At 31.3% G+C, this 21175-nt stretch carries 21 protein-coding genes and 1 tRNA gene; 11 read left to right on the top strand and 11 right to left on the bottom strand.

Translation table 11 applies throughout. The features are described from left to right. Positions 1-63: 63 nt before the first annotated feature. The 4 genes from O9267_RS08830 to O9267_RS08815 all read right to left on the bottom strand — a co-directional run bounded on the left by O9267_RS08830 (position 64) and on the right by O9267_RS08815 (position 3883). Positions 64-2508: a bifunctional UDP-N-acetylmuramoyl-tripeptide:D-alanyl-D-alanine ligase/alanine racemase gene (locus tag O9267_RS08830; protein WP_298178266.1), complete on the bottom strand. Its 2445-nt coding sequence runs from the start codon at positions 2506-2508 to the stop codon at positions 64-66. Beyond that, positions 2505-2927 carry a PIN domain-containing protein gene (locus tag O9267_RS08825; RefSeq protein WP_298178264.1) on the bottom strand — a complete coding sequence of 141 codons (423 nt, stop codon included), beginning with the start codon at positions 2925-2927 and terminating at the stop codon, positions 2505-2507. The genes O9267_RS08830 and O9267_RS08825 overlap by 4 nt, the downstream gene beginning before the upstream one ends. Further along, complete coding sequence (locus O9267_RS08820) at positions 2927-3190, bottom strand: DUF6364 family protein (protein ID WP_298178262.1); 264 nt, start codon at positions 3188-3190, stop codon at positions 2927-2929. The genes O9267_RS08825 and O9267_RS08820 overlap by 1 nt, the downstream gene beginning before the upstream one ends. A 63-nt stretch (positions 3191-3253) precedes the next feature. After that, entirely contained in the window at positions 3254-3883 is a 630-nt protein-coding gene (locus tag O9267_RS08815; RefSeq protein ID WP_298178260.1) for a thymidine kinase, read from the bottom strand. A 150-nt stretch (positions 3884-4033) separates the two neighbouring features. Between O9267_RS08815 and O9267_RS08810 the strand changes: the two genes are divergently transcribed. The 5 genes from O9267_RS08810 to O9267_RS08790 all read left to right on the top strand — a co-directional run bounded on the left by O9267_RS08810 (position 4034) and on the right by O9267_RS08790 (position 10802). After that, a complete protein-coding gene (locus O9267_RS08810; RefSeq protein WP_298178258.1) occupies positions 4034-5134 on the top strand; it encodes a hypothetical protein in 1101 nt (366 codons plus the stop codon). After that, positions 5135-5812, top strand: coding sequence for a 16S rRNA (cytidine(1402)-2'-O)-methyltransferase (gene rsmI / locus O9267_RS08805; protein ID WP_298178256.1), 678 nt, complete (start codon positions 5135-5137; stop codon positions 5810-5812). Between the two features lie 8 nt (positions 5813-5820). Next, positions 5821-7731 (top strand): AAA family ATPase, encoded by a 1911-nt coding sequence (locus O9267_RS08800; RefSeq protein WP_298178255.1) that lies wholly within the window; start codon positions 5821-5823, stop codon positions 7729-7731. Between the two features lie 105 nt (positions 7732-7836). Next, complete coding sequence (gene recJ, locus O9267_RS08795) at positions 7837-9528, top strand: single-stranded-DNA-specific exonuclease RecJ (protein ID WP_298178254.1); 1692 nt, start codon at positions 7837-7839, stop codon at positions 9526-9528. A gap of 5 nt (positions 9529-9533) precedes the next feature. Next, positions 9534-10802: an MFS transporter gene (locus O9267_RS08790; protein WP_298178252.1), complete on the top strand. Its 1269-nt coding sequence runs from the start codon at positions 9534-9536 to the stop codon at positions 10800-10802. Here the strand turns inward: O9267_RS08790 and O9267_RS08785 are convergent. From O9267_RS08785 to O9267_RS08770, 4 genes are all read right to left on the bottom strand, one after another. Then, positions 10799-11548 (bottom strand): UDP-2,3-diacylglucosamine diphosphatase, encoded by a 750-nt coding sequence (locus tag O9267_RS08785; protein ID WP_298178251.1) that lies wholly within the window; start codon positions 11546-11548, stop codon positions 10799-10801. The genes O9267_RS08790 and O9267_RS08785 overlap by 4 nt on opposite strands. An 11-nt stretch (positions 11549-11559) precedes the next feature. Then, positions 11560-12012, bottom strand: a complete 453-nt coding sequence (locus O9267_RS08780) for a 6-carboxytetrahydropterin synthase (RefSeq protein ID WP_298178249.1) — start codon at positions 12010-12012, stop codon at positions 11560-11562. 35 nt (positions 12013-12047) lie between these two features. After that, positions 12048-12224 carry a hypothetical protein gene (locus tag O9267_RS08775; RefSeq protein ID WP_298178248.1) on the bottom strand — a complete coding sequence of 59 codons (177 nt, stop codon included), beginning with the start codon at positions 12222-12224 and terminating at the stop codon, positions 12048-12050. Positions 12225-12305: 81 nt separating this feature from the next. Beyond that, positions 12306-13412 (bottom strand): Omp28-related outer membrane protein, encoded by a 1107-nt coding sequence (locus tag O9267_RS08770; protein WP_298178246.1) that lies wholly within the window; start codon positions 13410-13412, stop codon positions 12306-12308. Positions 13413-13518: 106 nt separating this feature from the next. Between O9267_RS08770 and O9267_RS08765 the strand changes: the two genes are divergently transcribed. Then, positions 13519-13995 (top strand): TlpA disulfide reductase family protein, encoded by a 477-nt coding sequence (locus O9267_RS08765; protein WP_298178245.1) that lies wholly within the window; start codon positions 13519-13521, stop codon positions 13993-13995. 1 nt (position 13996) lies between these two features. Continuing rightward, positions 13997-15676, top strand: coding sequence for a DUF6029 family protein (locus tag O9267_RS08760; protein ID WP_298178242.1), 1680 nt, complete (start codon positions 13997-13999; stop codon positions 15674-15676). Between the two features lie 91 nt (positions 15677-15767). On the opposite strand, the gene O9267_RS08755 is transcribed toward O9267_RS08760, so the two are convergent. Continuing rightward, complete coding sequence (locus O9267_RS08755; protein WP_298178240.1) at positions 15768-16493, bottom strand: T9SS type A sorting domain-containing protein; 726 nt, start codon at positions 16491-16493, stop codon at positions 15768-15770. A gap of 71 nt (positions 16494-16564) precedes the next feature. Further along, positions 16565-17998 (bottom strand): T9SS type A sorting domain-containing protein, encoded by a 1434-nt coding sequence (locus O9267_RS08750; protein WP_298178238.1) that lies wholly within the window; start codon positions 17996-17998, stop codon positions 16565-16567. 189 nt (positions 17999-18187) lie between these two features. Between O9267_RS08750 and O9267_RS08745 the strand changes: the two genes are divergently transcribed. From O9267_RS08745 to O9267_RS08730, 4 genes are all read left to right on the top strand, one after another. Continuing rightward, positions 18188-18261, top strand: a tRNA-Ala gene (locus O9267_RS08745). A 93-nt stretch (positions 18262-18354) separates the two neighbouring features. Beyond that, positions 18355-19005, top strand: coding sequence for a queuosine precursor transporter (locus tag O9267_RS08740; protein WP_298178237.1), 651 nt, complete (start codon positions 18355-18357; stop codon positions 19003-19005). Next, positions 18995-19555, top strand: a complete 561-nt coding sequence (locus O9267_RS08735) for a DNA-3-methyladenine glycosylase I (RefSeq protein ID WP_298178236.1) — start codon at positions 18995-18997, stop codon at positions 19553-19555. Before O9267_RS08740 ends, O9267_RS08735 begins: the two co-directional genes overlap by 11 nt. Before the next feature lie 63 nt (positions 19556-19618). After that, a complete protein-coding gene (locus O9267_RS08730; protein WP_298178235.1) occupies positions 19619-20353 on the top strand; it encodes a YoaK family protein in 735 nt (244 codons plus the stop codon). Here O9267_RS08730 and aat read toward each other — a convergent pair. After that, on the bottom strand, positions 20350-20985 hold the full coding sequence (aat, locus tag O9267_RS08725; protein ID WP_298178234.1) for a leucyl/phenylalanyl-tRNA--protein transferase: 636 nt from the start codon (positions 20983-20985) through the stop codon (positions 20350-20352). The genes O9267_RS08730 and aat overlap by 4 nt on opposite strands. Between the last annotated feature and the right edge of the window lie 190 nt (positions 20986-21175).

The following is a 21175-nucleotide window of genomic DNA, read 5'->3' as shown; positions in this document are numbered from 1 at the left end:
ATGGTTCTCGATATTTTTTTCTTCGTTACACTGCACAAAAAAACTCGAACTGACGCTTGAAAACTATTCTCTATAAAAAACCCTTTTCACACGTTGCGAAATACTGGTCAAGACTTCGTAAGGAATTGTTTCTAAAAGTTTTGCAATCACTATTACTGTTGGGTTTTCACCAAAAATGATGACTTCGTTTCCTTCTTTGCAATCAATTTTGGTTATATCAACCATTAGCATATCCATACAAACGCTTCCTACAATAGGTGCTTTTTGGTTGTTAATCATCACATAACCAACGCCATTACCCAAATGTCGCGAAATTCCGTCGGCGTAACCTATTGGGATTGTCGCAATTTTGGTGGTTTTGTCTGCCATAAAGCGTCTTCCGTAGCCAACACTTTCGCCTTTTTGGATGGTTCGTATTTGGGAAATAACCGATTTTAAAGTTCCTACATTTTCAAGGTATTTTTGCTCTTCTTCATCGTTAGAAATTCCGTAAAGTCCTATTCCTAATCGCACCATATCGTATTGCGCTTGCGGATAGTTGGAAATTCCCGAAGTATTCAAAATATGTCGAATTGGATTGATTTTCAATTCTTTCAGTAAGGTTGAAGACAATTTTTCAAATAAACTAATTTGCGAAAGCGCAAACTCGTTGTGCGTCAAATCATCGCTAGTTGCCAAATGCGACAAAACCGATTTAACTTCTACTACTTTCGTTTCTTTGAGTTTAGCGATCAATTCGGGTAAATCGGCTTCTTGAAAACCCAATCGATGCATTCCGGTATCTAATTTTATATGAATTGGAAAATTTTTCAAACCGCGTTGTTTGGCAATTTGTAAAAAAGCATTCAATCCTTTTATCGAATAAATTTCGGGTTCTAATTGATGCTGAATAATAGCCGAAAAACTCGTCGTTTCTGGGTTTAAAACCATAATCGGCAATTTAATTCCAGCATTTTTTAGCGAAATTCCTTCGTCGGCAAAAGCCACGCCCAAATAATCTACTTTGTGATGTTCGAGCAATTTGGCAATTTCAAAACCACCATTTCCATAACCAAACGCTTTAACCATTACCATCATTTTGGTTTCGGGTTTCAATTTGGATTTGAAGAAATTCAGGTTATGACTTATGGCGTTCAGATTGATTTCGAGAACGGTTTCATGTGTTTTTTCTTCGAGAAGCGACACGATTTTTTCAAATTCAAATGTTCGCGCGCCTTTTATCAAAATGGTTTCGTTGCCAAAAGTTAGACTATCAAAATCTTTTATAAATTCGTCTGTGTTTTTATATGTTATGGCATTCAGAAATTTGTTTTTAAAACTAGAAATCGTTTCGCCAATGCCAATAATTCGGTTGATTTTGTTAGAAATAATCAACTGAGAAACATTCGAATACAATTCTTCGTTAGACAAGCCACTCTGAAAAATATCTGATAAAATAAGTGTTTTCTTTTTGAACTGTTTCTGATTCTCCAAAAAATCTAATGCTATTTTTAACGACTGAAAATCAGAGCTATAACTATCATCTATCAAGGTTGAATTGTTGATGCCATTCTTTAGTTTCAAACGCATTTCTACTGGATAAAGCAGTTGCATTCGGTCTTCAATTATTTTGTAATCATAGCCAAAATAAAGTAAAACCATCAAACACTGAATCGTATTTTCGATAGAAGCATCATCCTGAAACGGAATTTTGATTTCAAACTTTGTCGTTGCTGTTTTAACTTCCAGAATTGTTTTGTCCAGAATCGATTTTTTTGAGATAAAAACATCGGCATTTGCTTCTTTAAAACTCCAAGAAAAAGTTTTTATTTCGGGTTTTATAAAAGCGTCAATCGTTTTATTTTTGTTATAAATTAGAACGGAAACATCTGAAAAAAGCTTTAGTTTTTCTTTAATTTTTTCACCAATATTTGCAAAACCTTCATCGTGCGCCGAACCAATATTAGACAAAATCCCTATAGTTGGTTGGATAATTGCTTGCAGTTTTTGCATTTCGTTTTTGGTCGAAATTCCGGCTTCAAAAATGCCAAAATTATGCTTTTCGTTTATTCCCAAAACCGAAAGCGGCACACCAACTTGCGAATTGTAACTTTTAGGACTTCTAATAATATTATAATCAGGACTTAACAAGAAGTTTAACCATTCTTTGATGATGGTTTTTCCGTTGCTACCTGTAATTCCTATAATTGGAAAATTAAATAAACTGCGATAATAGGCCGCAATTTTTTGAAGTGACTCGAGTGTATTTTCAACTTTTAAAAAAACAGCTTTGCCTTTTACATTTTCAGGAATATAATGTACCACAAAAGCTTTTACGCCTTTGTTTATCAATTCTTCAATATAAATATGTCCGTCGTGATTAGGACCAACTAATGCAAAAAAAAGTGTTTCGCCATCATTTTGTAAAGAACGACTATCGATAGAAATGGTTTCAATAACTTCATTAGTAATCTCTCCAATTACTTGAGAGTTTAATAGAGAAATTATATTTTGGAGTGAAATGGTCAAGGCTTATTATTCAAATAAAATTCTAAAAAATCACTTGGACTAAAAACGGGAATTTCGGCGTTTTTGAAATCTTTTTCATTTCTTGTTACAATATATTGACAATTAGCTTTTAACGCACTAAAATACTGTAGTCCGTCTTCAAAATCTGAAAAAGTAGATAGAATACTTTTATCAATAATCATTTCATCAAGCGCGACAATTTCTGATAAAATTTTAAATTTTATGATTTTCCCTTTTGATATTGAATCACCAAATTTTTTAGATAAAAAATAATTACAAGTTGCAAAAGATAAAGCAGAAACAAAAATCGTTAATTTTCCTTTGTCCGCTTTATTTATAATAGATTCAGCTATTTCAAAAAAAGGTTCACGTTCTCCGAGAAAATCTAGCATTACATTTGTATCTAAAAAAACTTTCATTATTTATACTTTTCAAGTAAATGCTCTTGATATTCTTTTTTATAATCAAAATCTGCAGGAATACCGCCGTTTTTAAGCGAAATACTTTTTACAAAATCTGAAATTTCAATTTCCTCAAAATTTTCTTTTTTGTTTTCTCTAGATACTATTGCTCTTAAATAATTTTCAAACATCCAAGACAAGCTAATTTTTTGCTTGGCAGCATATTCCTTAGCTTTTTCAATTACATCTTTATCTAATTTTAAAGTGAGTTTAGTGTCCATAATAACTTTAAATTTATTGTTATACGTACAAAATTACAAAAAGTTGCCGTACAACAACATTTTTTACTTATTTTCTTTCTGTTTGCTTAGAATTTCAACGTTTTTTACTTCAATATTTTCACGCATTGCCTTGTAATAAGCGGCACGACTTAACGGCTCATATTCTTCGGTTTCACCTAGAAGCACCAAGTTATCATTGTCGGCTTTTCTAAAACTGTAATGTGCTAAATTTCCTGTTCGGGTACAAACAGCATGCACTTTGGTAACATATTCGGCAGTTGCCATGAGCGCTGGCATTGGCCCAAAAGGATTTCCTTTAAAATCCATATCTAAACCAGCTACGATTACTCGAATTCCAGAATTGGCCAAATCGTTACAAATTTTCACAATTTCATCATCAAAAAACTGCGCTTCGTCAATACCAACAACATCGCAACCTTGAGCTAAAATAGAAATATTAGCTGCTGCTGGAACTGGTGTCGAGCGAATTTCATTTTTATTATGAGAAACTACCATTTCCTCGTCATAGCGAGTATCTATGGCTGGTTTGAAAATTTCAACTTTTTGTTTGGCAAACTGTGCTCTTTTTAGTCGTCTGATAAGTTCTTCTGTTTTGCCCGAAAACATCGAACCACAGATAACTTCTATCCAACCAAATTGCTCTTCGTGATTTACTGTATTTTCAAGAAACATTTTGTACTTTTATACCTTTAATTAGGATTCGTTTTTTTTCTTTGTTATCGAAACAAAACGACGTAAATATTTTTTACATTTACATCGATTCAAATGTAGAAAATATTTAGTACAACTAAGATAAGCAAGTTACTATAATTTAAGAAAGTTATGAAAAAAAGATTGGAAGCCGATTTAATCAGTATTGCACATAGAGTTTTGAAACTGAAAAACAAATCAGAAGTAGATCAATTGTATCTTGAAACTCGAAAATTATATGAAGCATTGACTGTTTTGAAATTTTACGGCGACAATTACGAGCAAGTAAAAGCCGAAATTTCAGAAGAAGATATCACCGAAAAATTGGCCATTGCATTAGAAGAAAAAGAGGTTGCAGCCGAAATTCCAACAGAAGTTAAAGCAGAAAAGAAATCTAAAAAAGTGGTTGAAGAACCGATAGAAGAACCAATTGCCGAAGAAAAAATTGAAGTTGAAATAGAAATTCCTGAAGAAGTTCTTGTTGAAGAAGAAATTGTCGCTGAAGAAGAAGTTCTTGCCGAAGAAACTACAGTTGAAGAAATCGTTGCAGAAGAAGAGCCAATTGAAGAAGAAACTATTATTGAAGAACCAATTGCAGAAGAAAAAGAAGAAGTTGTAGCAGAAACTATTGAAGAAGCTAGTCCAGAAGAAGAAGTTACAAATGAAGAAATTATTGAAACTGCAAAATCAGAAGTTGATACTAAAATTGAGCCATTAAACGAATTACTAGAAATGCTTTCAACTACTAAAGAAGAAAAAGTAGCTGATACTAAACCCGAATTTGAATTAACATTTGATTCTAAAATTAACGAAGAACCTGCAGATATTAAAGTTGAAAAAACTGAAAAACCTGCGCAAGTTCTTTTTGATGATTTTCTTGGAACCAACTACGCCGAACCAGTTTTTGTTAAACCAGAAGAATTAGAAGCTGAAAGAAAAGAAAAAGAAGCAACTTCCAAACTTTCTGAATATATAAATAAACCAAATCTTAACGATAAAATTTCGCGCGGACTTACCATTGGTTTGAACGATCGTGTAGCTTTTATGAAACATCTTTTTGATGACAACAGCGAAGATTACAACCGTGTTTTGTCACAATTAATCACTTTTGATTCGTTGCAAGAAGCTCGAGATTTCTTAGATAATTTTGTCAAACCCGACTATAACGATTGGAAAGGCAAAGAAGAATATGCCGAGCGTTTTATGGAAATTATTGAGAAAAAATTCTCCTAAATGGGAAAATTATACATCGTTCCCACGCCAATTGGCAATCTTGAAGATATGACTTTTAGAGCTATAAAAGTGCTCAAAGAAGCCGATTTGATTTTGGCAGAAGACACGCGAACAAGCGGAAAATTGCTAAAACATTTCGAGATTTCTACACACATGCACAGCCATCACATGCACAACGAACACAAAACCGTTGAAAATTTGATTGCTCGTCTTAAAAGTGGCGAAACCATTGCCTTGATTTCCGATGCCGGAACACCAGCCATTTCCGATCCAGGATTTTTATTGACACGCGCTTGCGTTGAAAATAATATTGAAGTTGATTGTTTGCCAGGCGCAACCGCTTTTGTACCAGCATTAGTAAATAGTGGTTTACCCAACGATAGATTTATATTTGAAGGCTTTTTACCAGAAAAAAAAGGAAGACAAACAAGATATTTAGCTTTAGCAGAAGAAACAAGAACCATGATTTTCTATGTTTCTCCGCATAAATTGGTAAAAACTTTAGCCGAATTTGTGCACTATTTTGGAGCCGAACGCCCAGTTTCAATTTCAAGAGAATTATCAAAACTACATGAAGAAACCATTCGCGGAACAGCCGAAGAAGTATTAAAACACTTTGAAGCCAAAGCACCAAAAGGTGAAATTGTCGCTGTTGTTGGCGGGAAATCTTTAAAATAAATATATTTATGTATTTACATTTTTCAAATAATGGAAATTTACCCAAAGAGTTAATAGAATCTAAATATCATTTAAATTTATCTGAAAATGATGTTAATATTGAAACTAAAAATGGAAACTTCTTTTTAAAAATTGAACTTATTAATTTTTTAGTTGGTTCAAATAATTCTGGAAAAAGTAGATTTTTGAGAAGTCTTTTGAAAATCAACAAAGGTCCAAATAATATACAATTACTTGAAAACAATTCAAAAATTGACAAGTATTTCGATGAGATTAAAACCCTTGATTGGTATAGAGATTATGGCTTCTGTATTAATAATAGATTAATTTCTGATATAAGTTTATTTCATAATCAAATTGAAACTTTTCGGAATCGAGTATCTAGAAATGAATTAACTGTTGAAAATTTATTTTTAAATGAATCCCTTTTTAATGATTCTTTAAATGGTTTTAGTAAACTTCATGAGGAATTAAGAAATTCTAGACATATTAATAGAACTGAAATCAAAAACACTTTAACTATCGTTGAAAAAATATTAGAAGCAAAAAAGAAAGTTGACTATTTTAAAGTTAACTCCGTTAAAGATTGTTTCTACATTTCAACTTTGAGAAGTAGTATTAAAAGTGAAATTTATGATGAAACAGTATTTGAAAGAACAATAAAAAAGTTATATGACCTTGATAAAGAAAAAATCTATACCGGTCAAAATTTATATACGGAAGTATTAAAAGTTAGAAATTCATTAAAGGACAAAAGGAAAGGTTTTGAAAAATTTGAAAAATTTTTAGAAAGAAATTTCTTCAATAATCAAACAGTTGAAATTATAGCGGATTTAGAACAAAAGCAACTTGTGTTTTTTGTTAATGGTGACGAAAGAAAAATACAAGATATTGGAGATGGAATTCAACAGATTATATTATTATTATTTCCAATTTATACTTCTGATGAAAATACATGGATTTTAATTGAAGAACCAGAAACTCATTTGCATCCTGGTTTACAAAAACTATTTATTGAAACTCTTATTAACGATGAATATTTAAGAGCAAAAAATTTAAAATACTTTTTTACAACTCATTCAAATCATTTTCTTGATTTATCAATAGATTCTAAAGAAATTTCAATTTTACAATTTGAAAAAATTAATAATGAAATTTTTTCTATTAAAGAAACTCGTCACAGCAAAGAAACCTTAGACTTATTAGGAGTTAATAATTCATCCGTTTTCCTAGCAAACTCCTCTATTTGGGTTGAAGGACCAACTGATAGAAAATATATTTCTACGTTTTTAAAATTATATTGTAAAAATAAATCAAAACATTTAAGAGAGAACATTGATTTTGCTTTTCTAGAATATGGTGGTAACTTAATTGCACATTATCTTTTTGAAGAAGATTTTGATAGTAATTCTCTTGAATTAGTAAAAGATAAAATATATTCATTCTCAATTTCAAACAAAATTTACTTATTAGCAGATAATGATAACGTAGATAATAGATCAAAAAAAGGAAAAAGAAGAAAAGAGTTAGAAGAATTAAGTAATAACAATACATTCAAATATCAAAACACAATTTACAAAGAAATTGAGAACCTTTTACCATTTAAAATATTAATTGATTTTATAAAAACTTTGGTCAATGCGTCTGAAATTGAAAAAATTGAACATTTAACATTTAAAAGAGCTGAATATGTAAAAATTGGTTTAGGTGAATTCATTTTACAATTACTTAAAGACAACAATATAAATTGTACAAAAAAAATAAAATCATCAACAGGTGAAACATTATCAACTCAATACAAACATCAACTATGTGACTTAGTTGTTAATGGAAATTACACATATGAAGACTTAATTTTTGAGAATAAACAACTTGATGATATTGTTGTTAATCTATATAACTTCATAAAACCAAAATAATAGTTTTTTAATTCAACAACTTGACTTTCAAATGAATTTTTATACATTTGTCAAACAATTACACGCCAAAATCAAATTTTTTAAAAATTAATATCTAATATTCTTATGCGTTGGACATTAAAATCGAAGCCAGAAAAAGAGAAAGTTCAAAAACTACAAAATGAACTTCAAGTAGACGAAATCATTGCTACATTACTAATTCAACGTGGTGTTGAAACCTACGACCAAGCCAAAACATTTTTCAGACCGACTTTAGACGATTTGCACAATCCGTATCTTATGAAAGATATGGACAAAGCGGTTTCTCGTATTGAAAAAGCTATTGAAAATGAAGAAAATATTCTGATTTTTGGCGATTATGATGTAGATGGAACAACAGCCGTTTCGCTAGTTTCTTCTTATCTAAAAAGTTATTATCCTAATATTGCGACTTATATTCCAGACCGTTACGACGAAGGTTACGGCATATCGTACAAAGGAATTGATTACGCCGATGACAACGGAATTTCGTTAATAATTGCGCTAGATTGCGGCATAAAATCTATTGATCATATTGCTTATGCCAATGCAAAAAATATTGATTTCATTATTTGCGACCATCACCGACCAGGCGACGAATTGCCTAATGCTGTTGCGGTTTTAGACCCAAAACGTGAAGATTGTTCTTATCCTTATGATGAACTTTGCGGTTGTGGTGTTGGCTTTAAACTCATTCAAGCATTAGCACAAAACAGAAACCAAACTATTGAAGATTTAATTCCCTATTTAGATTTGGTTGCCACAGCCATTGCAGCTGATATTGTTCCAATTACAGGTGAAAATCGAGTTTTGGCAAAATTTGGTTTGGAAGTGATAAATTCCGATCCGCGACCAGGCATAAAAGCTTTGGTTCAAAATGTGAAGAAAAAAATCTTGACAATAACTGATGTTGTTTTTATAATCGCACCAAGAATCAATGCAGCCGGAAGAATAAAACACGGAAATGAAGCTGTTGCACTTTTGACCGAATATGATTTAGAACAAGCCGAAATTTTTGCTTCCGAAATTGAACAACATAATTCCGATAGAAAGGATTTAGATAAAAAAATAACAGTTGAAGCGCTTTCACAAATTGAAACTAACGGCGAAAAAGAAAAATTTACAACCGTTGTTTACCAAGAAGATTGGCACAAAGGCGTAATCGGAATTGTAGCATCAAGATTGATAGAAACTCATTATCGTCCGACAATTGTTTTTACCAAAAGTGGCGATAAATTGGCAGCTTCCGCTCGTTCGGTAAAAGATTTTGATGTTTACAATGCTTTAGAAGCTTGTGCAGAACATTTGGAACAATTTGGCGGACACATGTATGCAGCAGGAATGACTTTGAAAGAAGAAAACTATTTAGCTTTCAAAGAAGCATTTGAAAAAACGGTACAAGAAACCATTCATCCCGATTTGCTAATTCCAGAAATTTCAGTGGATGCCGAAATTAATTTTTCAGATATAAATCCGAAGTTAATTCGATTATTGAGTCAATTTGAACCTTTTGGTCCACAAAATATGACGCCAGTTTTTATGACCAAAAACATAAAAGATACTGGCTACGCCAAACCACTAGGGCAAAATGATGAACATTTGAAACTTTTTGTAAAACAAAATAATTCAGAAGGTTTTGGTGCAATCGGTTTTGGATTAGGAAACAAAATTGAACTAACTAAAAATCAAAAACCATTTGAAGCCGTTTATTGCATTGATGAAAATGAATATAATGGCACCGTAACAGTCCAATTACGAATGAAAGATTTGAAAGAATAAAGATTATGAAAAAGAACGATCCATATGCAGCGTTGCGCTTCAGAGAATTCAATATTTTTTTATTCATGCGATTTGCAATGGTTTTTGCTTGGTCAATGCAATTTGTAATTATAGAATGGGAAGTTTACAGCTTAACCAAAAACCCATTATCACTAGGGATTATTGGTTTAATGGAGATTATTCCCGCCATTTCTATGGCATTATTTGCTGGTCATATAGTGGATCAAAAAGAGAAAAAAGGCTTGTTATTGAAATGCATAATCGGATTTAGCATAGTCAGTTTAGGACTTTTTTTAGTGACTTTACCATTCATAAAATCGAAAATTGGTCTTTCAACAATCTTATACACAGTTTATGTTTTAGTATTTCTTGGTGGCATTGTACGTTCCTTTATTGGTCCAACCATTTTTTCGTTGTTATCATTAATTGTTCCTAAAAAGATTTATCCAAACGCCTCAACTTGGAGTAGTTCAGTTTGGCAAATGGGTTCTATGTTTGGACCTGCAATAGCTGGTTTTTCGATAGGAATAATTGGAGTACATTGGTCGATGTGTTTGGTTTTTTTGTTTTCGATAATTGCTATAATTTCACTTTCACAGATCAGTGAAAAACCAATACTAAATCCAAAAATTGGCGAACCTGTTTTTGATAGTTTAAAAGAAGGCGTGAAATTTGTTTTTAAAAACAAAACAATTTTAGGTGCTATTTCTCTGGATATGTTTGCTGTCTTATTTGGTGGCGCGATGGCATTGTTACCTATTTTTGCTCAAGACATCTTAAAGGTTGGTTCAGAAGGGTTTGGTGTTTTAAGAGCTGCTCCAGCAGTTGGCGCTGTAATTACAATGGTTTTTTCAGCCTACATTTCTCTGAACAAAAAGGCTGGTATAAAATTACTAACCGCCATTTTTATTTTTGGATTATGCATTATCGTTTTTGGGTTGTCTAAACTATTCTGGGTTTCTGTTTTTGCTCTATTTTTAAGTGGTATTGCTGATGGCGTTTCTGTTGTAATAAGAAATACTATTTTACAATTGCATACACCAGATCATATGCGAGGCAGAGTAGCATCAGTAAATTCAATTTTTGTTGGATCTTCAAACGAGTTAGGAGCATTTGAAAGTGGTATAACCGCAAAATTAATGGGAACTGTAACCGCTGTAGTTTTTGGAGGTACTTTAACATTAGTCACTGTTATAACAACAGCACTTTTATTGCCTTCTTTTAGAAAATTAGATTTAAAAAAGGATGTTGATGCACTTGAAAATGGTGACTAATTTTCAAATTTTTTCAATTCAAAATTTTCACCATCAAAAACGCCGTAAGTAAAATAGCCTATCCAATCACCTAGATTCACATACTCAGAGTTTTCACCAACATTCAAAATCATTGGCAAGTGGCGATGGCCAAAAACTAGGTAATTATAGTGTTTTGTTTCTAGTTTCTTTTTGGAATATAAAATTAACCACTCGTTGTTTTGACCTAGAAATTTTACATCTTCGACACCAGAAATCAACTTGTTTTTGACTGAAAGATATTGTGCTAATTTCATTCCAATATCAGGATGTAGCCATCTGTAAAGCCATTTTGAAAACGGGTGTACAAATACTTTTTTCATTCGTTTGTATCCTTTGTCTCCTGGGCCTTTTCCATCACCATGACCGATTAGAAATGATTTGTTATTGAATGTAAATTCTTTATTATCGTGATAAACTGGAATATTTAATTCCTTTTCGAAATAATCATTCATCCACAAATCGTGATTTCCAACAAAAAAATAGATTGGAATGCCACTATCTCTTATTTCAGCTAATTTGCCTAAAACACGAACAAATCCTTTTGGAACAACAGTTTTGTATTCGAACCAAAAATCGAATAAATCTCCTAATAAAAAAATGGCTTCTGCATCTTGCTTTACTTCATCTAACCAAGCTACAAACTTTTGCTCACGCGGAAAACTTGCTTCAGGAGTTGGAGCGCCAAAATGTTGGTCGGATGCAAAATAGATTTTTTTGTTTAGCATTTAGAAGCAATTTACAAATTATCGGAAGCGTACCATTCGGCAAATGAGCTTTCAGTTTCTTGCAGTTTAAGTGAATGTAGTTCGATATCGTTAGGCAATCTGTCTTTTATTTTTTTAGCAAAATCAACTACCATATTTTCACTTGTAGGCTGATATTCAACTAAAATGACATGATGTCCACGATTTTTTAATTCATTTGCCAATTCAATATGAGGTGTGTTTTTGTTAAAAACTGTTGCATGGTCAAACAAATCAACTATTTCTTCTCGAACTATTTTTTTTAAATCTGTAAAGTCAATTACCATTCCGTATTTCACGTTTGTATTATCTGTTATAGGAGTTCCTATAACTGTTACAGAAAGCTTATAACTATGTCCATGAACATTTTTACATTTTCCATCATAGCCATATAAAGCATGACCGGTTTCAAAAGAAAATTGTTTGGTAATTCTGATTTTACTCATTGTATTAATTTTAGGTTACAAATTTAGTAAATAAATTACTCATCGAGTTTTCTATTTTTTGCTTTAGAAAACATCCAATAGGCTAAACCAACTAAAATGACAAATGGCAAGATATTCCCTATCCAAACACCTATTATATAAGCATTATCAGGAGCAGTTTTTATTTTTTCTTCAACGCTTACTTGAAGTTTTATAAGCAAATTAAGTGACATATTATTTCTTTTTAAGAACAAACAAATTTACAAAAAAGGCCGCCAAAAAGCGACCTTAAATAATATTACTTTTAAATCAAATTAATTTTCTTCAAACTCTTGATTAACACCAATAGCAGCACTTCTTACATTGATGGATTTATTATCGCTACCTATTACAAAAGCTACAAACTCCATGTTTGCTGTATTTGAAATGTTAGAAGGAACAGCTACTGAGAAGTTTCTTGAATATGTTTTTCCATAGGATGTTTCACTTGAAGGAATTGCATCACCTAATATATCTGTAAATGTTGCTCTTACTACGTGGTCATGTTTAAAATCTGTAATAACTGATAAACCTCCATAAAAAGATGTGCTGTTTTTTTGCGGATAAATCAAATTGTTTTCTAATGCGTACACAACTAATTTAAGATTGCTATAATCATTAAAAAACTTTACTTTAACATCTAAATTTATATTGTTTCCAACTATTGTTGAGTTCATAGCAAGACCAATTTCTGCTAATTCGCCTTCTGTTAATTGTTTTGCTTTGTTTTGATTTGTAGCAGTGTGTTGTGGGTAATTCCAGTTTGTTAATCTGTTAAGTTTTGCCGTTGGATATTGATTCGCAACACCAACTAATTCTTCTAAAGGATCTGCACCTGCAAAATGATAGGGATCATAACTTGCTGAATTTGCTCCACGATGTATCGCTACAGGAACAGCTCGTACACCACTATTTTTTAATAAATCAATTGCGTAACTAACTGTTGGACAGTTTACACACCAAGCACCAGTGTAATCTTCTATTAGCACTCGTTTTGCAAAACTTTGAGCATTTTCATCAAATTTTATCTCTATTTCTTCACTTTTATATTCTCTAAAGCTTTCACTATTTTTATATAATTTATATTTGGCATAAACTATATATGTTATTTCGGTTGCAGATGTAATTGTGGTTACATCATCTGCTAATTTTTGTTCATTAGTTGTGTTTTTTTCTCTAATATAAATATCTGCATCTTTTGTAACATCTGTTCCTGCATCAGTTGTAATTGTTAATATAATAATTTCATTAGGTTTTCTTTTTGCAATGTCTGCAAATATTGATATGCTATCATTTCTAAAAAAATCGCCAGTATCTTGGTAGCACGAACTGAATGAATTTATGATAATAATGCAAAAAAGAAGTAGTTTGGTTGCTTTCATTTGTTGTAAAAATAGTTTGTTAAGCAATATTATAAATTATTTTTCAAAAAAGGCATAATTATTGGTTAATTTTTATTTCATTTGTGCAACAAACTATAAAATTATTATGAAAAAACTAACCTTATTTTTACTGTTTATTTCTTTTTCTGTTTTTTCTCAGAAGGAGCTTCCAAGTGTTTCTATTACTACGCTTGATAATAAATCTGTAAATGTTAAAACAGATTTTAACGAGCAAGATAAAATTTATATTTATTCTTTTTGGGCAACCTGGTGTACGCCATGTATTGCTGAACTTGAAGCAATAAGTGAGCATTATGAAGATTGGAAAAAAGAACTAAATATTGAGTTAATTGCCGTTTCTATTGATGATGCAAGAACTCAAAAAAGAGTAAAACCACTGCTTAATGGAAAAGATTGGACTTATACCATTCTTTTAGATTCAAACCAAGATTTGAAAAGAGCTTTGTCAATAGTTAATGTTCCGTATTCAATTGTTGTGAAAAATCAGAAAATTGTAAAGATTCTCAATGGTTATACACAAGGATCGGAAGAAGAATTACACGAAGTGCTAAAATCTTTGTAAAATGAAGAAAAGTTTATATTTATTTTTATTATCTACTAGCATTTCTGTATTCGCACAAGAAAATAAATTTGGAAAAATATTTGGAGGATTTGAATCTAATTCTCAATGGTATTTGAACGATAAAGGGCAAGGTACAGAACATCCTGAAGATCCACTACGTTCTAACAATTATTTATTTTTAAATTATAATTTAAACAAATGGTCGGCAGGTCTTCAGATTGAATCGTATGAAAAGAATGCCTTACTTAATTATAATCCAAAATATAAAGGAACAGATGTTGCAACCTATTTTGTAAATTATAAGGATAAAACATTTGATTTGACAGCAGGATATTTTTATGAGCAATTTGGTAGTGGATTGATTTTACGATCATGGGAAGATAGAGCTTTAGGTATTAATAATGCGCTTAGAGGTGTAAGAGCAATTATTAAACCAACAGATTATCTAACTTTTACTACCTTATTTGGTCAGCAAAGAACAGGATTTGATGTTACTGATTCGAAAATTCATGGTTTTAATACTGAAGTTGATTTTGCTAATTTATTCAAATTTGAAACTTCTCAGCTATCTGGTGGGTTAAGCTTTGTTGGAAGAGATGAAAGAATTAATATTGAGAATCCTGATTTCGATAATATGACAAATGCTATTTCATACCGTCTCAATTTTTCTCACAATTCGTTTTATATTTCGTCTGAATTAGATACAAAATCAAGAGATGGTATTTTATCTAATAGTAATATTGATTTGAGTTCAAGACTTGTTAAAACGGGTAATGCATTTTTGTTAAATATGGGATATACAAAAAAAGGATTAGGTGTAGATGGTACTTTTAGAAGAATTCAAAACATGTCTTTCTTTTCTGAAAGAGTTCCAGAACGTTTTGCAAATGGTACAAGTTTAGATTTTAACGATAGATTAATGAATTTTACACCTGCCCTGACCAAACAACAGCATTTAAATACTGCTAATATCTATGTTTACCAAGCACAAAACAGAGTTGATTTTACAAGTGATGAAATAATGAAGGCTGGTGAAATTGGTGGGCAGATAGATGTTTTTTATGATGCAAAAAAAGGAACAATTCTTGGCGGAAAATATGGAACAAAATTTTCTTTTAATTCTGCAAGATGGTTCAATTTAGATGGGAATTATATTTTATCACCTTCTAACTATGAAACAAAATTATTGTCAGGTAGTGATAAGTATTATGTTGATTACAATTTAGAAATTACCAAAAGATTTTCTCCAAAGGTAATTTCTGGTTTTACATATGTCAATCAGTATTATGATGGGAGATTTATTGCTGGTTATAAGTATATCGTCAATACAAATATATTAGGCGCTGAAACTACTTATAATTTTACAAAAGCTCGATCAATTCGGGGTGTTATAGAACATATGTGGGCTGATGCAGACAGAAAAAATTGGGCAAGTGCTACATTAGAGTATAATGTAAATTCAAAAATGTCTTTTTATGTTTCTGATTTATACAATTATGGTAATGATGAAAAGAAAAGTAGAACGCATTACTATAATGTTGGCGGTTCTTACCGAAGAGGTTCTTCAAGAATTGCACTAAATTATGGAAGACAAAGAGGCGGCTTAGTTTGTGTCGGCGGTGTATGTAGAATTGTACCAGAAAGTACAGGAGTATCTTTATCGCTTAATACTTCTTTTTAAGAAATTTATTATAACTGAATTGTTTTGAAATAAAAATTCCCAAGTAAAAAATGATTTACTTGGGAATTTTTTATTGTATTAACTTCTAAAATTATTCTTTAATAATCTTTACAGTTGCTTTTTTACCTTCAATAGTTGTTAAATTAACTAAATAAACACCAGAAGCTAGTTTTGATGCTTCTATTGAATTATCTCCAGCAACAAGACTTTGTGCAACAAGTAGTTTACCGTTTAAGTCATAAATGGCGGCTTGAGATTGATTAGTAACTTGTAAATCAATACTATTTTTAATTACTGTAGATTTAAGTTGAATTCCTAAACTAGCCAATTGATTAAAATCTGCATTACTCAAGTTTGGTGTATAGCGATATGTAAATGTAACACTATTACCAACTTCAACATTATTTTCGTCAACTCTAAAAAGTTTTAATACATAGTCTAAACTGTTAATACCGTCACCAGCATTTGAATTTAAAAAATGATCAGCATTTCCATTTTCTCCGTTAGCAGGAATTGTAGAACCAAAACTTGGATATGAGTTACCAGCAATTAAATTATTAACACAAATTGGGTCAATACATAATTGAAGATTTGAACCTTGTCCTGCAGGGAAAGAAACAACTTTAATCTTTACAGTTACATCTTCGCTTAAGCTGTTATAAATTTTTAATCCTAAATAATTTGCAGGATCTGTAATCTGATTATAGACTAAAACATCGCCATCATTTATAACCGTACCATCAAGTTTTTTTAGTGTTAATTGAGAAAATGCCACTAAAGAGAAAAGACTAAATACTGTAGCTAATATAAATTTCATTTGTTTATTATTTTTTAATTTTAAATAAACACCCTAAAAATAGTTGTTAGGGCGTTTCATTTAATTTTGTATTAATTTAAAATTACTTTTTCAGTATAGTTAATATTTTCACCAGTTATTTTAGCTAAATATATTCCTTTGTTTAAAGAAGACAAATCAAGAACTGTATCATTGTTTACATTTTTAGAAGTAAAAACTACTTTTCCTAAAACGTCAACTAATTCTACAGAAACTGCGCTATCTGCTTTAATTTGTAATCTTCCTGTTGAAGGATTTGGATATACACTTACAGATGATTTAGAGAAACCGTCTGTAGCAAGTGTACCAGTTCTTAAAACATCGGTGTTAACTAATAAAGTTGTGAAACTTGGAGAAATACTCCATATTGAAGTATTACCATTAAAAATTTCCATACCTCCAGTTGTCCAACCATCTCCGTAAGAATCAACTAGTTCAACACTGTAGCATTCGTTCAAACTTGGTAAAGTTACATTGTGAACTTTAGTTGTATTTGCGTCAGCACCTCCACCATTTGCATTGCCTACATAAGGACCGCCAGTTGCAACAACTGTTCCTGTACTATTTTTAATTCTCCATGACATTTCTGTAGGGTAATTATCAGTGAAGACGTTTACAATTATATCCAATTCAGAACTAGCAGGAAAATTTACATCTAAACTTGCAGTAGATAAATCAGGATTAAAATTAGGTTGACTATTTACATTGTTAACTTCATAAGTGTAAACAGCAGAAGGATCAAAAGTTACAGGATCAAAAGTTAACGTTTTAGTTGCAAATTGTGCAAAAGTACCAGTTGTTGATTTTGTTGAAATAACAGTTCCATTTTCTTTTAAATCAACTGTAGCTATAGTTGTAACACCAGTAACATTTTTACCATAATTTTTAACTTTAACAGTTGGTGATGCAGTACTTGAAGCACATGTAAGGTTTGTAACATTGTCGTTAACTGCAACTGAACCAACTACACCTGCCAAAGGAACACAATTTGTGTTAAGATTATTTCTCAAGTTTACAGCGCTTAAAGAACCTACTTCAGTCACAATATTATTAGGGCAAATTCTAAATACTGTTGGGAAATAAGTGATTTGATATTGGTTTGCAATAGTTGCACTATCAATAATTGGGTAGGGAGTTCCAGCTACCCAGTTGCCTTGCGTATTTCCTGTTCCAGAAAGAGCTGAGACAGGCGTAGAGCCATCTCCTTCTACAAACAGAACGACAATTTCATCTGAACCATCTGGACCATATGCACTATACATGTCTTCTAGAGCATGACCGTTGTGATAATTCCAACATGGACCACACCATGTAGCTGAAATATCCATAATGACAGTTTTACCTGCTGCTGTATAATCATATAAAGTGTGAGTAACACCATATATATCTGTTACTGTAAAGTTGGGAGCAACACTTCCTGGTGCTATTTGTGCATTACTAGCCAAACTAGCAAACACTAATGCGAAAAATAAAGTAATTTTTTTCATGTTTTCGGTTGTTAAATAGTTAATTTTTTCTTTGTGAATGCAATAATAAGAAATAATTATTAAACTATTAATAATTTTAGTTGTAAAATGTTGATAATTAACAATTGTGCAAGTTTTCAAGTTCTTTTCCATCCTTTTTTTATTTGTTCGTTGATTTTTTAAATAAAAATATTATTTTTACAAAATAATGGGGGATTAGCTCACTTGGCTAGAGCGCTACGCTGGCAGCGTAGAGGTAACCGGTTCGATTCCGGTATTCTCCACAATCAAGTCATTCAACAAGTGTTATTGTTGGTGACTTTTTTTGTTTAAAATATATTTAGATTTACTTTTGAACAAACACTAATTAATATAGTATGTTTCAATCAAAAAAAGATACCGTTTATGTAGTCTTAGCAGGAATTTTTATAACCAATGCAGTTGTGGCCGAAATGATTGGCGGAAAACTTATTGATGTTTTCGGAATTCCGATGAGTATTGGTATTTTGCCTTGGCCAATTGTTTTTGTAACAACCGATTTAATCAATGAATATTTTGGCGAAAAAGGCGTAAAAAGATTGTCAATGATTACAGCGAGTTTGATAACGTATGCTTTTTTTGTATTGTATTTTGCTATTCAAATCCCTGCTGCTGGTATAAGTTCGGTTTCTAGCGAACAATTTCAGGCTGTATTTGGTCAAAGTTTATGGATTATTGCGGGAAGTATTATTGCTTTTTTGGTTTCTCAATTGATTGATGTTACCATTTTCCATTTTGTAAAAAACAGAACTGGAAACAAGTTAATTTGGTTAAGAAGCACAGGATCAACCGTGATTTCACAATTATTTGATAGTTTTATCGTTTTGGGAATTGCTTTTTGGGCAACCGGAATTATGACAACCGAACAATATATAAAATCTGGTTTAACAGGTTATTTTGTAAAACTAATTATAGCAATTATTATGACGCCAATGATTTATTTAGGTCATTATGCAATAGAAAAATATTTAGAAAAAGATGGAAAATAAAATAAGATGTAAATGGTGTTTGTCTTCTGATTTGTACAAGAAATACCATGACGAAGAATGGGGAAAACCAGTATATGATGACCCAACGTTATTCGAATTTTTGTTGTTAGAAACATTTCAGACAGGTTTGAGTTGGATTACCATTTTGAACAAACGAGAAAATTTTAGAAAGGCTTTTGATAACTTTGATTATAAAAAAATTGCTCAATATGAGGATTCAAAAATTCAAGAATTATTGCTTGATGCTGGAATTATTCGTAACAAACTCAAAGTGTATTCAGCGATAACAAATGCACAAAATTTCATGAAAATTCAAAACGAATTTGGAAGTTTCTCAAAATATATTTGGGATTTTGTTGATGGAAAACCTATTGACAATAAACTTCGAGATTTGTCACAAGCACAAGCTACAACGCCACTTTCAGACAAAATTAGTAGAGATTTGAAAAAACGCGGATTCAAATTTGTGGGTTCAACTGTTGTGTATGCTCACATGCAAGCTACTGGAATGGTAAACGATCACGTTGAAGATTGCTGGACAAGAAGTTAAAATAACGTACTGTTTTCACTTAATGCCTTTTTTAAATGATACCTTTGTTTAAAATAACTTATCATGTTTCGTCACAAAGGAAGCAGAAGAACTTTTTTACACAATCTACGACTTGCCTCTAATCTTTCATTTATTGCAGGAATTGTAAATATTGCGGGTGTTCTTTCTGTCGCGACATTAACAACAAATGTAACGGGACATTTTGCCTATTTTGCTGAAGAAGTTTCGTTGAAAAATTATTCAAAAGCCATTACTTTTCTTCTTTTTATTCTCTTTTTTCTAATCGGTGCTTTTGTATGTAATACTTTAATAGAAATCACATCGTTAGTAAAACCAAGAATAGCGCACGCTTTCCCAATGCTTATAGAAATTATTGTCTTGATAATTATTGGATTGGGATATGTAAATCAGCAAGAATACATCGCTTATCTATTGCTGTTTGCTATGGGAATTCAAAATGCATTAGTTACCCAAATTTCGCAATCTGTTGTAAGAACTACGCATCTTACAGGATTGTTTACAGACTTGGGAATTGAAATTTCACAACTATTTTTCTACCGTAAACCTACTGAAAAATCTCGATTGAAAAGAAGTATTTTTCTACGACTTTCCATTATTTTCTTTTTCTTTCTAGGATGCGTTCTCGGTGGCTTTTTTTACGAAGAATATAAATTGAAAATATTGCTTTTTGCCGCTTTATCCTTGACTATTGCACTTCTATTTGATAACATTATTATCTATTATCATTTGACAAAAAGAATGATAAAATCAAGTTTTCATGAAGAAGAATCTAATTAAGATTTCAATATTTTCATAAAAGTTGCTCTGGAGATTTCAAATGCACCTAACTTTTCTAAATGATCATTATGAACTTGACAGTCGAGTAGTTTGTAATTATTTTGTTTTAAATAATCAATTAATTTTGCAAAAGCTACTTTACTGGCATTTGAAACTTTAGAAAACATACTTTCGCCACAGAAAACATGTCCTAAATCAACACCATATAAACCGCCGACTAGCTCGCCATTTTGCCAAACTTCAAACGATATTGCTTTTCCAAGTTGATGTAACTTAGTGTATGATTTTATAATATCCTGAGAAATCCAAGTGCCATCTTGTTCTTTTCTGTCAATTTTTTGGCAATTCTTGATTACTGCTTCAAAATCTTTATTGATGGTTACTTCAAAAATATTTCTGTTAATGATATTGCGTAAACTTTTTGAAACCTTATAATCGTGAGGATTAACGACCATTCTTTCGCTTGGCGACCACCACAAAATAGGTTCATTTTCATTATACCAAGGAAAAATTCCATTTTCGTAAGCTAGCAATAATCTTTTTACAGATAAATCACCGCCAATAGCCAAAATTCCTTCGTAAGAAGCTTCTTCAACTGGAGGAAAATAAAGTTCTTTTGTTACAAAATACATTTTACAATAACAATTTCAAAAATCAATTTCAATTTCAATGAAAAAGTCAGAAATTCAAGTATTACTTAAACTTCTGACTTCCATCTTCTGACTTCTAACTTATTAAAAAGGTAAATCGTCGTGTTCTTCTTCTTTAAAGTCTGTTGCTGGTGCAAATGCTTCTGCTGCTGGCATAGGAGGCATTTGTTGA

It is taken from the genome of Flavobacterium sp. (genome assembly GCF_027531705.1).
Classification (GTDB): domain Bacteria; phylum Bacteroidota; class Bacteroidia; order Flavobacteriales; family Flavobacteriaceae; genus Flavobacterium.
This window is presented reverse-complemented; position numbering and strand designations above follow the sequence as displayed.